General features: G+C 52.0%; 14 protein-coding genes and 1 tRNA gene. 10 read left to right on the plus strand and 5 right to left on the minus strand.

Annotation, left to right across the window (positions count from 1 at the left end):
- Nucleotides 1-284: 284 nt before the first annotated feature.
- Nucleotides 285-530: a hypothetical protein gene (locus ACYQ8U_RS04750; RefSeq protein WP_459944372.1), complete on the minus strand. Its 246-nt coding sequence runs from the start codon at nt 528-530 to the stop codon at nt 285-287.
- A 333-nt stretch (nt 531-863) separates the two neighbouring features.
- Here ACYQ8U_RS04750 and ACYQ8U_RS04755 point away from each other — a divergent pair, with 333 nt between their 5' ends.
- The 3 genes from ACYQ8U_RS04755 to ACYQ8U_RS04765 all read left to right on the plus strand — a co-directional run bounded on the left by ACYQ8U_RS04755 (nt 864) and on the right by ACYQ8U_RS04765 (nt 2,710).
- Nucleotides 864-2,159, plus strand: coding sequence for an MFS transporter (locus tag ACYQ8U_RS04755; protein WP_459944373.1), 1,296 nt, complete (start codon nt 864-866; stop codon nt 2,157-2,159).
- 247 nt (nt 2,160-2,406) lie between these two features.
- Nucleotides 2,407-2,538, plus strand: a complete 132-nt coding sequence (locus tag ACYQ8U_RS04760) for an MliC family protein (protein ID WP_459944374.1) — start codon at nt 2,407-2,409, stop codon at nt 2,536-2,538.
- A gap of 22 nt (nt 2,539-2,560) precedes the next feature.
- On the plus strand, nt 2,561-2,710 hold the full coding sequence (locus ACYQ8U_RS04765) for an FKBP-type peptidyl-prolyl cis-trans isomerase (RefSeq protein ID WP_459944375.1): 150 nt from the start codon (nt 2,561-2,563) through the stop codon (nt 2,708-2,710).
- A 138-nt stretch (nt 2,711-2,848) separates the two neighbouring features.
- Here ACYQ8U_RS04765 and ACYQ8U_RS04770 read toward each other — a convergent pair whose 3' ends face one another.
- The 3 genes from ACYQ8U_RS04770 to ACYQ8U_RS04780 form a co-directional block, all read right to left on the minus strand.
- Nucleotides 2,849-4,057, minus strand: a complete 1,209-nt coding sequence (locus ACYQ8U_RS04770) for an EAL and HDOD domain-containing protein (RefSeq protein WP_459944376.1) — start codon at nt 4,055-4,057, stop codon at nt 2,849-2,851.
- 86 nt (nt 4,058-4,143) lie between these two features.
- Complete coding sequence (locus ACYQ8U_RS04775) at nt 4,144-4,464, minus strand: PilZ domain-containing protein (RefSeq protein WP_459944377.1); 321 nt, start codon at nt 4,462-4,464, stop codon at nt 4,144-4,146.
- Between the two features lie 424 nt (nt 4,465-4,888).
- Nucleotides 4,889-4,978 (minus strand) — tRNA-Ser (locus tag ACYQ8U_RS04780).
- A 144-nt stretch (nt 4,979-5,122) separates the two neighbouring features.
- Here ACYQ8U_RS04780 and ACYQ8U_RS04785 point away from each other — a divergent pair.
- Nucleotides 5,123-5,884, plus strand: a complete 762-nt coding sequence (locus ACYQ8U_RS04785; protein WP_459944378.1) for an SIMPL domain-containing protein — start codon at nt 5,123-5,125, stop codon at nt 5,882-5,884.
- Nucleotides 5,885-5,905: 21 nt separating this feature from the next.
- Here the strand turns inward: ACYQ8U_RS04785 and ACYQ8U_RS04790 are convergent, their stop codons facing one another.
- The gene (locus ACYQ8U_RS04790) at nt 5,906-7,048 is read right to left on the minus strand and encodes a glycerate kinase (RefSeq protein WP_459944379.1); all 1,143 of its coding nucleotides are present in this window, start codon (nt 7,046-7,048) and stop codon (nt 5,906-5,908) included.
- Nucleotides 7,049-7,155: 107 nt separating this feature from the next.
- Here ACYQ8U_RS04790 and ACYQ8U_RS04795 point away from each other — a divergent pair, with 107 nt between their 5' ends.
- From ACYQ8U_RS04795 to ACYQ8U_RS04820, 6 genes are all read left to right on the plus strand, one after another.
- Complete coding sequence (locus tag ACYQ8U_RS04795) at nt 7,156-8,697, plus strand: sensor domain-containing diguanylate cyclase (protein WP_459944380.1); 1,542 nt, start codon at nt 7,156-7,158, stop codon at nt 8,695-8,697.
- A gap of 78 nt (nt 8,698-8,775) precedes the next feature.
- Nucleotides 8,776-10,014, plus strand: a complete 1,239-nt coding sequence (locus tag ACYQ8U_RS04800; RefSeq protein WP_459944381.1) for an ABC transporter substrate-binding protein — start codon at nt 8,776-8,778, stop codon at nt 10,012-10,014.
- On the plus strand, nt 9,984-10,931 hold the full coding sequence (locus ACYQ8U_RS04805) for an ABC transporter permease (protein WP_459944382.1): 948 nt from the start codon (nt 9,984-9,986) through the stop codon (nt 10,929-10,931). Before ACYQ8U_RS04800 ends, ACYQ8U_RS04805 begins: the two co-directional genes overlap by 31 nt.
- Nucleotides 10,928-11,716: an ABC transporter permease gene (locus ACYQ8U_RS04810; protein WP_459944383.1), complete on the plus strand. Its 789-nt coding sequence runs from the start codon at nt 10,928-10,930 to the stop codon at nt 11,714-11,716. Before ACYQ8U_RS04805 ends, ACYQ8U_RS04810 begins: the two co-directional genes overlap by 4 nt.
- On the plus strand, nt 11,716-12,750 hold the full coding sequence (locus ACYQ8U_RS04815; RefSeq protein WP_459944384.1) for an ABC transporter ATP-binding protein: 1,035 nt from the start codon (nt 11,716-11,718) through the stop codon (nt 12,748-12,750). Before ACYQ8U_RS04810 ends, ACYQ8U_RS04815 begins: the two co-directional genes overlap by 1 nt.
- The gene (locus tag ACYQ8U_RS04820; protein ID WP_459944385.1) at nt 12,747-13,784 is read left to right on the plus strand and encodes a phosphotransferase family protein; all 1,038 of its coding nucleotides are present in this window, start codon (nt 12,747-12,749) and stop codon (nt 13,782-13,784) included. The genes ACYQ8U_RS04815 and ACYQ8U_RS04820 overlap by 4 nt, the downstream gene beginning before the upstream one ends.
- Nucleotides 13,785-13,793: the final 9 nt, after the last annotated feature.

Here is a 13,793-nt window from a genome sequence, read left to right on the forward strand (position 1 = left end):
CTACTTTCGTATCAACCATCGGAACAAAGCGATAATCTACCTTATATGGTCTGAAGATAATTTCAGAATCTCTTCGATAAAGGTATAGAATCATTTGACCCGGAAGATTCTGTCGACTGAGATTTCGAAGTCAACATAGCTATATTCGACCTTGACAGCGGATCGAAGTCCATATCGCTCCTGATCTAGAAATACTGATTGTAAATCTATTGAGTGAATTCAATATATATGTCCCGTTTTTAAACAGAGACTCAGCACAGGTGGAGATGCCGAGTGCCAACGTTCTATTGAAATGCGATATGGCTGGTGACGATACGAGGTTGATCCAGGGAAAGGACCTCGGGTTCGATCCGCTGCAGCTCCTCGATATTCCAGTTGCCATTGCGCTCGAGCAGCACCAGGGCCTCGGCCTTGGATGGTGCCAGCACCGTTACATCAGCCTGTAGATAATTTTCCTTGTGGATATGCGGCTCATCCAGCATGGACCAGCTGGAAAAGCGTTTGCTGTGACGCCAGACAAAAAGCAACATCTTTTTCCTCCATAAAATGGATAATGTATAAAACGGGGACAGTCCTACTGTGAAGTTCTTGTTCTTACGAGGCCGAATGCCTATCACATTTTCACTAGCCTCCCTTCCCAAATGTTTCCAGATTGTTTTTGCTGATCACTTTGGAAGGTGTGTCAGGCAGCTTGCAAGAAACTAACTGAGGGTTAACCGAAACCTTAGTTAATTGTCAAAAACGAAAATATAATCATTTACAGTTTATGGTGGCAGGTGGAGTGGTTTTCCTATATGGTCGGCCTGAAAATGAACCGTTTGTATACACATAACAATCTTGGCCTTTGAGGAAACCTGATACTCATGCTTGCGATCATCACCAATTGTTGGGCACTATTCTGCGGAATGGGCCTTATCATGCTCGGCAACGGTCTGCAGGGCACCCTGCTGGGCGTGCGTGCTTCCTTGGAAGGATTCAGTACGACCATCACCGGGTTGGTCATGTCCGGCTATTTCATGGGGCTGATCCTCGGGTGCAATATAGTACCTAAGATGGTGAGAAGGGTGGGACATATCCGCACCTTCGGCGCTCTTGCCTCACTTGCCTCGACGGCCATACTTGTCCAGGCGGTTTTCGTCGATCCGTTCACATGGTGTGCCATGCGGATTGTTACCGGTTTTTCGTACTCTGGGCTCTTCATCGTTGCCGAGAGCTGGCTAAACGAGGCTTCGGACAACGGCTCCCGTGGTAAGTTGCTTTCGGTCTATATGCTGGTCTCTTTAGGCGGCATGGCAGGCGGACAGATGCTGCTGAACCTCTGGCACCCCTCAAGTTACGAGCTGTTCGTTCTTGCTTCGCTGTTGATCAGTATCGCCTTGATACCCATTTTGCTTTCTGTTGCACCTACCCCCCAGTTCGAAGTGATGGAAAACATCTCCATTCTGAAGCTTTATCGGGTATCTCCTCTTGGTGTATTCGGAATGTTGATCAACGGTATGTGCTACGGGGCAATATTTGGTATGGGAGCGGTATACGGTGCAGAGATGGGGATGTCCACCCACCAGGTTTCCATTTTTATGGGGGCCTTGATTGTGGGAGGATTTGTCTTCCAGTACCCTCTCGGTTGGCTTTCTGACACAGTCGGCCGTTCGCTGGTAATTATCATCTCGGCTTTGGTCGGAGCCTGTACTGCAATTTTTGCTATATATTATACGGATACAGGATTGATTCATTATGCTCTGATTGCTTGTGTCGGAGGCTTGACCATGCCTTTATATTCGCTGTGCGGTGTGCATACCAACGACTATCTTACGCCAACGCAGATGGTTGCAGCCAGTGGTACACTCGTGCTGATAAGCGCCACCGGTGCGACTATTGGCACGCCAGTAACTGCACTCGCCATGGAGTACCTAGGCCCAGCAGGTTTTTTTGGAAGTCTAGCCACTATGCTTTTAGTAATCTGCCTGTTTGCCATCAGCAGATCGATGGATCGGGGCCATGCCAAGAATGAGCGTGGAAAATTCGTGGTAATGGCCAGTACACCGCTTGCAGCATCACTCAACCCAGAGGTGGAACTCGACGAACTTGAGGCCGCCGTAGCCGAAAATGCCGAGCAAGTCAAAGAGAGCTTTGATGAGCTTATTGAAGAGACAAGTTAAAGTTGTTCTTTTTATTGGAAAAGGGAAGATCTCTAAAAAGTGATTTAATCGTCACGGCCATCGTGAGAAATTGGCCATAGGCGATTCGACAAATTACTGAGGCAGGCCTTTAAGATGATATTGCAATGGGCAAGGAGGTTGTTGATGAACATGCTGCTGATTGTTCTTTTTGTCGTTTTGATTGCGCTGGTTCAACCAAACTGTGCCGCCAACGCTGATTGCTGCACGCGGCGATGAAACTTCCTTTATGATCCTGCAGCCCAGCGGGAGCGGAACCAGGTACCAGGGCCGTAATGAAACCTTCTGGGAACATCAGGGGGCCGCGACAATCACCTGGGGCTATGGGCAACCGGAGATGCACTGCAAGAAAGCGCCATGAGCTAGAGCCCTTATCTCCGGCAATGGTCTCCGTTCACTATACTGGTAAACTTGCGAATGGCAGCATCTTTGATTCATCAGTCGGAAAAGTACCTCTGGTCTTCACAATAGGCGAGGGCGAAATTATCGATGGCTTCGAGGAGGGCGTTTTGAGTAAACAGCCTTTATTGTAGAAATACATACTCAACTGTAAGGCTTCAGCTGGAAGGTGCCGCCGACAAGATTTCAAAAGTCCAGATAGCTATATTCGATCTCAACTGGATCGAAAATTACCGAAAGGGAGGGATATCTGGTGGAAAAGTGAAAACATCTCAGGAGAGGTGATTGGCGTATTTGACAGATTCGAGGTAACTTTCTCGTAATTGATCGTCTGTGAGCAACAGGTCGTACTGGAGTTTCTTGCACTCAGTTTTCCGATTTCTTTCAAAAGCCTCGGACAGGCGAAGAAAACCAGTATAGGTATTTACTTTTCCCAACAGGGTATCCTTAACAACTGCATTGATAGGTAGTTTCTCCAAAATCCCCGACATTGGCATGTCCAACATTGCATCGAGTAAGGAGAAGAGTCCAATAATGAAGAGATCGCTACATTCACTTCCTGAAAGGGACACTGAATTCCCCAGCAGCTCACAAAATTTGGCACGCACCAGGACCATCCGCACCAGTTCTTCCGGTTTTTCGGAAGCCAGCTCCGAGATGACAATCAGCATGACAAACCGCCTCAGCTCCTTCTCGCCAAGAAAGGCCACAGCATGCGTCACCGACTTGATCTCCTGAAGACGATAGAAATAGGCAGAATTCAAAAATCGCAGCAATTTGTAGGTAATCGCCACATCCGTCGAAATTATATCACGCAATCGATCGATATCGCATTCTTTTCTTGCCATCTCCGCCAGGAGCCTAAGCAGATTTGCCTTAATTGATGATATTTCCCTGATCCTGATCTTTTCAGGTCTACAGAAAAAATAACCCTGAAAATAAGAAAACCCCATACGATTAGCGAGCACAAATTCATTTTCCGTTTCAACCTTTTCAGCCAACAGCTTGACCTGATGGTACTTGAGATGGTTAAGGGTTCGGACCAAGGTGTTGAGGGGAGTAAGACGGACATCAATCTTAACAATGGTTACGAGCTCGAGTAGGGGTTCAAATTTTCTGTCATAAACAAAATCATCGAGAGCGAGGGTATAGCCGTTTTCCTTCAGGTTTCGGCACATAGAGATTATCTCGGCGGTCGGTTCGATATCTTCGAGGATTTCTACCACTATCTTCGTTTTGGGAAAGTTGAGAGGAAGGTTGTTTTCCAGCAGATCCTTGGTGAAGTTGATAAAACAAAGTCGATTATTTGAGATAATTTCTATATCGCCGGTGAGAAAAGCGCTGGAAAGAAGACTCGCGGTCGCCTGTTCACCACTCACCTGGCCCAGCATATTACCGGATGCCCCGCGGTAGAGCAACTCATAGCCATAGAGTCTTTTATTGATATCCAGTATCGGCTGTCGGGCAATAACCTGTTCCATGCTCTGGCCTGTGACCTTACCTCCCTATATCCTCTATAATAACAGTAATAGCTGGACTGCAGATGAAGCATGAGACCGCTTCGCTGTCATTTTTTACGCATTTTTTTTGCAAAATATTTTATCAACTGCTCCTGATCCTCGGTCTCCAAAAGAGTAAAGCAGATGGCCGTAAACCCATTCTCGACCCTCACAACCACTCCCTGTGCCTGGATAACGGAATCCTCGCCAAGCAACGCAATGGAGACGAGGACCTTTTCCTGCATCGACAGTGGCAGACTCGGTTGTTCAAATGCACAGCCTACAGTAGAGACATTAAGCAGCACCGCTTCACCAGCATCATAGGCGGTCTTGTAGCTCACCTGGTGATGGCCGCAGGAGAATCTCAAAGCACGCCGTTTTGATTTCATTTTTGATTCCAGAGAGCTTTATCTTCCAAAAATTTAACTGCACCGTGCCACGGGAGCTTACTACAAAGTGAGATAAACCGGATATTCCAGAGCAATGTCCCTTCCTGTGTCTTTCTATCCCCCCAATGAAAACGTACTCATAATCCTGCTTCAAGCGAAAATACCTTTTTGGGTGACAGTCAAAAAAACAAAACACACCCGGTAGCAGCAGGTATTAATGCGTACGTTGATTAGCGTATCATACAAAATAGTGGCGGGTCAAATTTAGTACATCAAAATGCAAAAAGCCGAAAGGCAGCTACTGGAATCAACATTTTTGGGACAACGGAAAACTGATAAGAATTTGGGATGGGGGGGAACGTTGGTTGTATAGCAGAAAGAGCATAACAATAAGTACATCAAATTATTGGCATAGCTCTATAAATGGCGGAGGAGCAGGGATTCGAACCCTGGGTGGAGTCTCCCCCACAACGGTTTTCGAGACCGTCCCGTTCGGCCGCTCCGGCACTCCTCCGTCCGACGACATTGATACCAATATTTTTTTAGTTCTTCAAGAAGATTAAATGTCTCCGTGAGTATATGGTGTGAAGAAATAGTTTGACGATTCAATCGGCGGGTTACTATATTCTGCCGGACAGAGGAATCACACCGATCAAACGTGCACGAACCAACACCCAAAAAAGCCGGTCATTTGGTCGAACAGCCGACGAAACCCCAGGGACAATCCATGAAAGCATACCTGACCTTATTTTTATTTGTTTTTTTCGTCCCTGCATCCTTTGCCGGCTCCCTGCCGGATGTGCCGCATATCGTCGTTACCGGAGAAGCTGAGCTGCGTACCACGCCGGATATTCTTACCCTTTCCCTGAGCATCACAGAAACCGGCCTTGAAGTGGCTGCGGCCAGAAACAGTATCGAAGCGCGATCGATACAATTGATTAATGCCCTTGCAGCGCTGGACATAGCCAAAGAGGATATCAGTTCGGCCCAGTTACAGATCACACCGCATTACAACTGGAACAACCAGGCGCAGATCTATGTCGGCACCGAGGTGTCGAGAACCGTCGACGTGACGCTCAGGGACCTGAGCCGCTATGATGACCTTATCCGATCAATTATCGATGCCGGAGTGGCACAGATACATTCCACCCGCCTCAGCTCCTCGAAGGAAAAAGAATTGCGCCAGGAGGCACTGGCTGCGGCAATCGCCGACGGCATGAACAAGGCCCGGATCATGGTGGCCCATCTGCCGGAACAAATCGGCGCTGTCTATTCGATGGCACCATCGGTTTCCAGCGCCCCTTTTATGGAGGCCAGGTATAAGATGGCCGCGACGGACAGCCAGAGTGCTTTCGAACCGGGAACCATACTTTTCAGGGAATCGCTGCAGATAGTTTTCTACCTGGTGCTGGGAAAATAAACCGCCGTTCGGTTCACACCCTCACCGTCCTTGCCTGCCTGCCAGAAAGGTGCGGACCACCTGCTCCACCGCATGGCTCAGCAGGTTAAAACCATCCTGCATTGCCGACTCGAGCGTTTGCGGTCCGGTGCAGATGGAAAAGACGGCATCGATTCCAACATCATACAATTCATCAATTCTTTCGCCCACACCGCCGCAAACCGCGATGCACGGTACGCCGGCCTCCTGGGCGGCGCGGGCGACACCGGCCGGGGCTTTATCGTATTTCGTCTGGAAATCAATCCGCCCCTCAGCGGTCAATACCAGATCGGCACCACGGATCTTTTCTTTCAGCTTGACGATATCGATGACCAGGTCAATTCCCTTGCGCAGCTCCGCCCCCAGAAAAGCATGTAATCCTCCGCCAAGCCCTCCTGCCGCCCCGGCTCCAGCCATATGACGGATGTCGATACCCATATCCCGGTCAATGACCCGGGCTAAATTTTCCAACCCGGCATCAAGCTCGATAATCTGCTCAGGAGATGCTCCCTTCTGCGAGGAATAAACGTGCGATGCGCCATTTGGCCCGATCAGTGGATTGGTTACGTCACAAACCCCTTCAACCACCACCGTTTTTAACCGCTTGTCCACCTTACCTCCGTCAATGGTATGAATCAGCCGCAGTGAGCTGCCGATCGGCACAAGCGCTGTACCCTTGTTGTCCAGAAATATATAGCCTAAAGCCGAGGCCATGCCGATACCACCATCGCAGGTGGCGCTGCCGCCAAGGCCGACGATAATTCGCCGCGCACCTTTATCCAGAGCCGCCCGAATCAATTGTCCGGTGCCATAGGTGGAGGTTTTTGTTGGATCCTGCTCATTTTTCGGCAGAAGAGCAAGGCCGCTGGCCTTGGCCATTTCTATGACCGCAACCCCTTTCGCCTCGGCCAGACAAAAGAGGGAAGAGAGCGGTTCCAGCCTCGGCCCCAGCACCGTCGTCTCAATGAGTGTCCCTGCAAGAGCCTCTACCAAGACCTCGGTCAGTCCATCCCCGCCATCGGCAACCGGAACACAGACCACGTGACAATCGGGCATTGCCGCCAGGATACCCTTTTTCATGGCCATGGCTGCATCCATGGCCCTCAAACTTCCCTTGAAGGCGTTCGGTGCGGCAATAATTCGCATGCTCACTCCTCATTCAATTATTTTTTGCTACACTGAAATTATTTGCATATTTCGTCAACAGAGATATTATTAATTATTCTCATTTTGATCTACAACAGGACAAAAAAATGGCGACAGACATTGTAAATAATACGCTTCAGCGGCTGATCGGCGAGCAGATCAATCTTCCTTCGCCGCCGACGATCGCCGCACAGATCCTAAAAACCATCCAAAACGAGGAGAGTTCCCACAACGATCTGGAAAAAATAATTTCGATGGATCCGGCACTTACCTGCAAACTGCTGCGTATTGCCAATTCAGCATTTTATGCACTGCCCTACAAAGTATCCAATGTCAACAGGGCGGTGTCCATCCTCGGCACCAACGTCATTAAAAACATCGCCCTCTCCTTTGTCATCGCCGGTAGTCTACGCGGGGAAACGGACTCCTCCTTTGATTTTGAATATTTCTGGCGTCGTTCGGTAACATCGGCGGTGGCGGCGGAACTGGTTACCGGATTGCTGCAGGAAAAAAATGAGGATATTTTCGTTACCGCCCTTCTTCAGGATATCGGAGTGCTGATCATGTTCCTGAATAAAGACCGGGAATATGTTGCCACCCTGGAGCAATGCAGCATGGACCGGGCAACAGACCAGATCGGTGCAGAACGAAAGATGTATCAGTTTGATCACCAGCAGCTCGGCTGCACGCTCCTGGAAAACTGGGGTATCCCGCAGTCCATTGTCCGGCCGATACGCTACCATCACCAGCCGCAACTCGCCCCCGAAGAAGATCGCAGGACATCTTCCATCCTCTATGTGGCAAATCTGCTGTCTATAATTTACAGCAATACGGAAACTGCCGAAACCGTCCGGGAGCTGCAGACAAAGATGGCCGATTTTTTCAATATCACCGCCGACCAAACGAGAACGCTTCTGGACAACGTTGCCGAGAAGAGTCTTGACATCCTGAAGATATTTGAAATCGATTCAGGCCAACTGAAGCCCTATTCACAGATGCTGCAGGAAGCCAATGACGAACTGGGCAAATTAAACCTCTCCTATGAACATCTGGTGCTGGAACTCAAGGAATCGAAAGAGAAATCGGAAAGATTTGCCAATGAACTGCGCAAAGCCAATATCCGCCTGGAGGAACTCGCTTATCGCGATGGTTTAACCGGTCTGTATAATCATCGATATTTCCAGGAAGCGCTCAGCAAGGAAATGATCCGTACCAAACGCTATAAGCACTCGCTGAGCCTGATCATGTTTGATATCGATTTTTTCAAGGAAGTAAATGATACCCACGGCCATCCTGCGGGCGATCAGGTCCTGATCAATCTGGCCCAAGCCATCAGCGCTGCTGTCCGACCCAGTGACATACTCACCAGATACGGCGGCGAAGAGTTTGCCGTGGTACTCCCGGAAACAACCCAGACGGGGCTGAAAGTTTTCGCCGAACGTCTGCGGCGCTGTGCCGAGGCCGTAACAACGATACATAAGCAAGCGGCGATTAAAATCACCATCAGTTGCGGCGGTGTCCACTTATCGCCACATAACCACGTGATGCAGCAGGAACTGATACATATCGCTGATCGAGGACTCTTTCTGTCAAAAAAAAATGGTCGCAACAGGGTGACCATCCTGCCCATAGAATCAATCGCCAATTAAAGAAAGTAGTGGAAAAGGGGAAACGCGTTTTCCACCCCTGACTTTGTCGATAATAACCTTAAAAAGAGCCCAAAACCTATGAAAAACACATGCCGTTTTTTTCCCCTCTACGTAATTGTGTTTTTGACCTTTCTCGCCCTCCCGGCCTTCTGCCCGGCAGAAGCACAAACCAGGGTCCTCTCCTGGGAGGAAGCGGTAAAAGCGGCCCGAGGTCAGACTGTCGACTGGTACATGTGGGGCGGTTTCCCGGCCGTCAATCAGTACGTCAACGGCTATCTGGCTACTGAACTGAAAAAAGAATACGACATAACCCTGCGCCAGGTCCCGGTAAAAGATATTGCCGAGGTGGTCGGCAAACTGGTCGTGGAAAAACAGGCGGGCAAGGATAGTGACGGCAGCGTCGATCTCATGTGGATCAACGGTGAAAATTTCCGCACCTGTAAGCAGCAGAAGCTGCTCTACGGCCCTTTTACTGACAACCTGCCGAATCAGTACCTGGTCGACTGGTCAAATCCGACGGTACAAAACGACTTCGGCACACCAGTCGACGGCCTGGAATCGCCCTGGGGCAGTGCCCAGATGGTCATGATCCACGATTCGGCAAGAACCCCCGAGCCTCCCCGGTCGATCGAGGCTCTGCTGGCATGGATCAAGGCCCATCCCGGGCGATTCACCTACCCGGCTCCGCCGGATTTCACCGGTTCGGCCTTTGTCCGGCATATTTTTTATCACGTAGCCGGAAGTGTCGATACCTGGCAGGGCGAGTATTCCCAGGCTGCATTCACCAAGGCGGCCGAGGCCACCTACACCATCCTGCGTGAGCTGAAAAAATCTTTATGGCGACAGGGCGATACCTATCCGGAATCGCCGGTGAGGATGAATACCCTTTTTGCCGACGGGGAAATTGATTTTTCCTTTTCCTATCACCAGGGCGAGGCGTCACGGAACATTCTCGACGGCCTCTTCCCGCCGACGGTGCGCACCTTCATTTTCGACGAAGGCACTATCGGCAATACCCATTTTGTTGCCATTCCCTACAACGCAAAAGATACTGCGGCAGCGATGGTCGTGGCCAACTTTCTCCTCTCACCGGCCGCCCAGCTGCACAAGGCAATCCCGCAGGTCTGGGGGGATTTCCCGGCGATCACACCATCCAGGCTGCCATTGCCGTGGCAGGAAAAATTTGCTGCCCTGCCTCGCGGACCGGCTACACTTGGCGATGCGGAACTCCAGTCCCATCAATTGCCGGAACCGCCAAGCAAAATTCTTGTTGAGCTGGAAAAAGGGTGGATAGAACACGTGCTGAAAAACAGATAATGGTGCGTTTGCCCTCCTCCGCCGCACCTCCTGCGCATACAAGGCGCAGGACCTCGGCCCGGCGGCTGTTCGCCCTGCTCGCTCCGGCCTTATGCATTATCCTCCTGCTATTCGGCGGAGGTCTGCTGCTCGGCCTGCTGCAGGCCCTCGGTCATGTGCCGTCGCAGGCTTTGTCGACCATCAGCGGCCAACACTTTCTCCATGTTCTGCAAGATGCCGATTTTGCTAAAAGCCTGACGCTCACCCTGTATATTGCCACAACCTCGACCGTGATCGCCGCCTGCATCAGTGTCGTGCTCGCCCTTGCCCTCACGCGCTGGGCGGCGGACAGCCGGGCCATCAATTTCCTCCTGCAGATTCCCCTCACCGTTCCCCATCTGGTGATTGCCCTCTCGGTGATCCTGCTGCTGACACCGTCAGGACTCTTTTCCCGGCTTTTCTCGACCCTGTCGATCATCTCGTCGCCGGCGGATTTTCCACTCCTGGTCAACGACGGCTGGGGCATCGGCATCCTTATCGTCTATATCTGGAAGGAAGTGCCGTTTATCACCTTTATGCTGCTCTCCGTCCTGAAGAACATGGGATCGGAACTGCTCGAAGCGGGATCGACCCTCAACGCGTCGAGACGCCAGCGCTTTATGTACATCATCCTGCCGATCATCGCCCCCAGCCTCGGTTCCGCCTGCCTGATAGTCTTTGCTTTTACCTTCGGCGCCTTTGAGGTGCCCTATCTGCTCGGCCGCACCTACCCTCTGGCGCTGCCCGTCTGGGCCTACAAAAACTACAGTGACATCGATCTCCTGGCCCGGCCGGAAGGAATAGCCATCGGCCTGATCATCGCCGTGATCGTCATCCTGGCGATCATTGCCTCCCAGCTGCTCCTGCATTTCGGCCGCAAAAGAGGGCTCTCGATATGAGATCACCACGCCTGCTGCTCCTGTCGCTGCTGTTTACCGTGCTGCTGCCCTTTTTGCCGCTGGTGCTCTGGTCGATCAGTGAAAAATGGTTCTATCCGGATCTGCTGCCGCAGGCCCTTGGGCCACGGGCCTGGAGTTACGTCTTCGGTACCGCCGGCAGCCAGCTCGTCTCCGGCCTGTTCATCAGTTTTGCCCTGGCCCTGGTGACCACACTGGTGTCGCTGCTCCTCGGCATCCCGGCGGGAAGGGCCCTCGGCCTGTATGACTTTGCCGGTAAGAAGCTGCTTGCAGTATTACTTATTCTGCCGATAATCGTCCCGCCGCTGTCCGTTGCCATGGGGCTGCATCTCTGGTTTATCCGCCTGGGACTGGCCGAAACCTTCATCGGGGTGGTGCTGGTCCATCTCACCTTCTGTCTGCCCTACACCATCTTTGTCCTCTGGGGCGTGTTCACCGACTATAATCCGGAATTTGAAGAGCAGGCCCGATCGCTGGGTGCCTCGCCGATCAGGGTTCTCCTGCAGGTAACGCTGCCGATGATCCTGCCCGGGATCACCGTCGCCGCTTTATTTTCTTTTCTTCTTTCCTGGTCGCAATACCTCAGTACGCTTATTATCGGTGGCGGCAAAATGCTCACCCTGCCGATCCTGCTCTTCTCCCTGATGGACAGCGGCGATCGTCCGGTAGCTGCCGCAGTCAGTCTGGTCTTTATTTTTCCGGCCTTTCTTGCGCTGCTGGGCAGTGCCCATAACCTTGGCCGTCATGGCCTGCAGGGAGTACGCTGATGGGACAGCTGCAACTACGGAACCTGACCCTCCGCTACGATGAAAAACCGGTTATCAGCGACCTCTCTTTAGATATTCATGACGGCGAAATGGTCTCCCTGCTCGGCCCCAGCGGCGTGGGCAAGACGACTATCTTAAAAGCAATCGCCGGTTTAGTGCAACCCGCCTCCGGACAAATTATCATAAACGGCGAAAGTGTCGATCACTTGCCGGCCGAAAAACGTGACACGGTGATGATCTTCCAGAAACCCCTGCTTTTTCCCTTTCTCGATGTTGGCCGAAATATCGCTTTTGGCCTGAAGATGGCCAAAATGACCGAGCCGACAGCGGAAAAAAAGATCGACAGGATACTTGCCATAACCGGCCTGGAAGGGTTGAAAAACCGGAAAATTCACCAGCTCTCCGGAGGACAGCAGCAGCGGGTGGCCCTGGCCCGCGGCCTGGTCCTCGAGCCCTCGGTTTTGCTCCTTGACGAACCACTGAGCAACCTCGATGCGGAGCTTCGCCAGCAGATGCGGCAACTGATCCGCAGCGTGCAGGCCCAGACCGGAACGACCATGCTCTTTGTCACCCACGATCAGAGTGAGGCCTTTGCCATCAGTGACCGGATCTGCCTGCTGCTCGACGGCAGCCTGCGCCAGACCGGCACGCCGACGGAACTCTTCTATCGGCCGGCCGATGTTGAAGTCGCCCGTTTCTTCGGCTGTACAAATTTTCTGCATGGCAGAATTCGCAACGGCCTGTTCGAGAGTGATCTGGGCAGTTGCCCGACATCTCTTGGCGAATGTCCCGAGGCTACGGCGATGATCAGGCCGGAGGATATCGTGCTCTCTTCCGAAAAAAGAGACAACGTCACTGCCGGCAAGATACGAGAGCTGCAATTTGAAGGCTCGACAATCCGCCTGCGTGTCGAGACTGCGGGCATAACTTTTACCGTGATCAGCCTTCGCGCCGATGTTCATCCGGAGCAAGTCGTCTGGCTGCATTTCCCTCCAGAGCGACTGCATATTTTTCCCAAGGTCGAGGCATCATGAAACCGCTCCACGACCCTTTTACTCACTATCTTGACAGGGTACAGCATTATCTCCGGCGACAGTGCTGGGATGACGTGCCGACGATGGCCGGACGGAAATTCACCGTCTCCCCGCTGGCCAAGGGTGAATATAACCTCAACTACCTTTTGCAATCGGCACAGACCCAGCTGGTCTTTCGCGTCAATATGGCCAGCCAGATCAATCGACAGGACCAGATTGTTTATGAATACAAGGCACTGCAGCTTTTGCAGCATTCAGGGGTTACCCCGATCCCCTGTTTTGTCGATGACAGCCGTCGCCTCATCGACCGGGGCATCTCGATCATGCGCTATCTGCCCGGAGTTCCGCTCGACTACCAGCTCGATCTGGACGGGGCGGCAAAAACCCTGGCAACTGTCCACCAGGTGGAGGTTGCCGCCTCGAACAATCACCTGATTGTTGAACGACAGCCGCTGTCGCTGATCTATGACGAATGCGTCGGTCTGCTGCAGACCTACTTGAGCTCCGAGCTGGCCGATGCGGATATGTGTCGTTTTCTGGGCGAGGTGACCGCCTGGGCGGCAACGGCGAAGGCCAAGGAGCAGTACTTTCTTGACGATCCGTGGTTGTGCATTGTCAACACCGAGGTCAATTCCGGAAATTTCATTGTCAACCGGGCCAAGCAGACAACCCACCTCATCGACTGGGAGATGCCGCGCTGGGGAGACCCGTCAACCGACCTCTGCCATTTCTGCTCGCCGCTCACCACACTGTGGAAAACCGGTTTTCGTTTTTCTGGTGAAGCCATCGCTCTTTTTCTCCGCGCCTACGCACGAAACATCCGCTCGGCCCACCTGCGCGACACTCTGGAAGATCGCCTGCGACTCAAATTCCCCTTTGTTCTGCTGCGCGGCATCTCCTGGTCAGCCATGGCCTGGGTCGCCTACCAGACCGACTACAGCGGCATCCACAACGAGGACACCCGACTAAAACTGCAAGAATATATGGATCTTTCCTTCATTCGTTCTCTCTTTCAACCGTTCATGAAAAGCTGACAGGTCTCC

It is taken from the genome of Desulfocastanea catecholica (assembly GCF_054657295.1).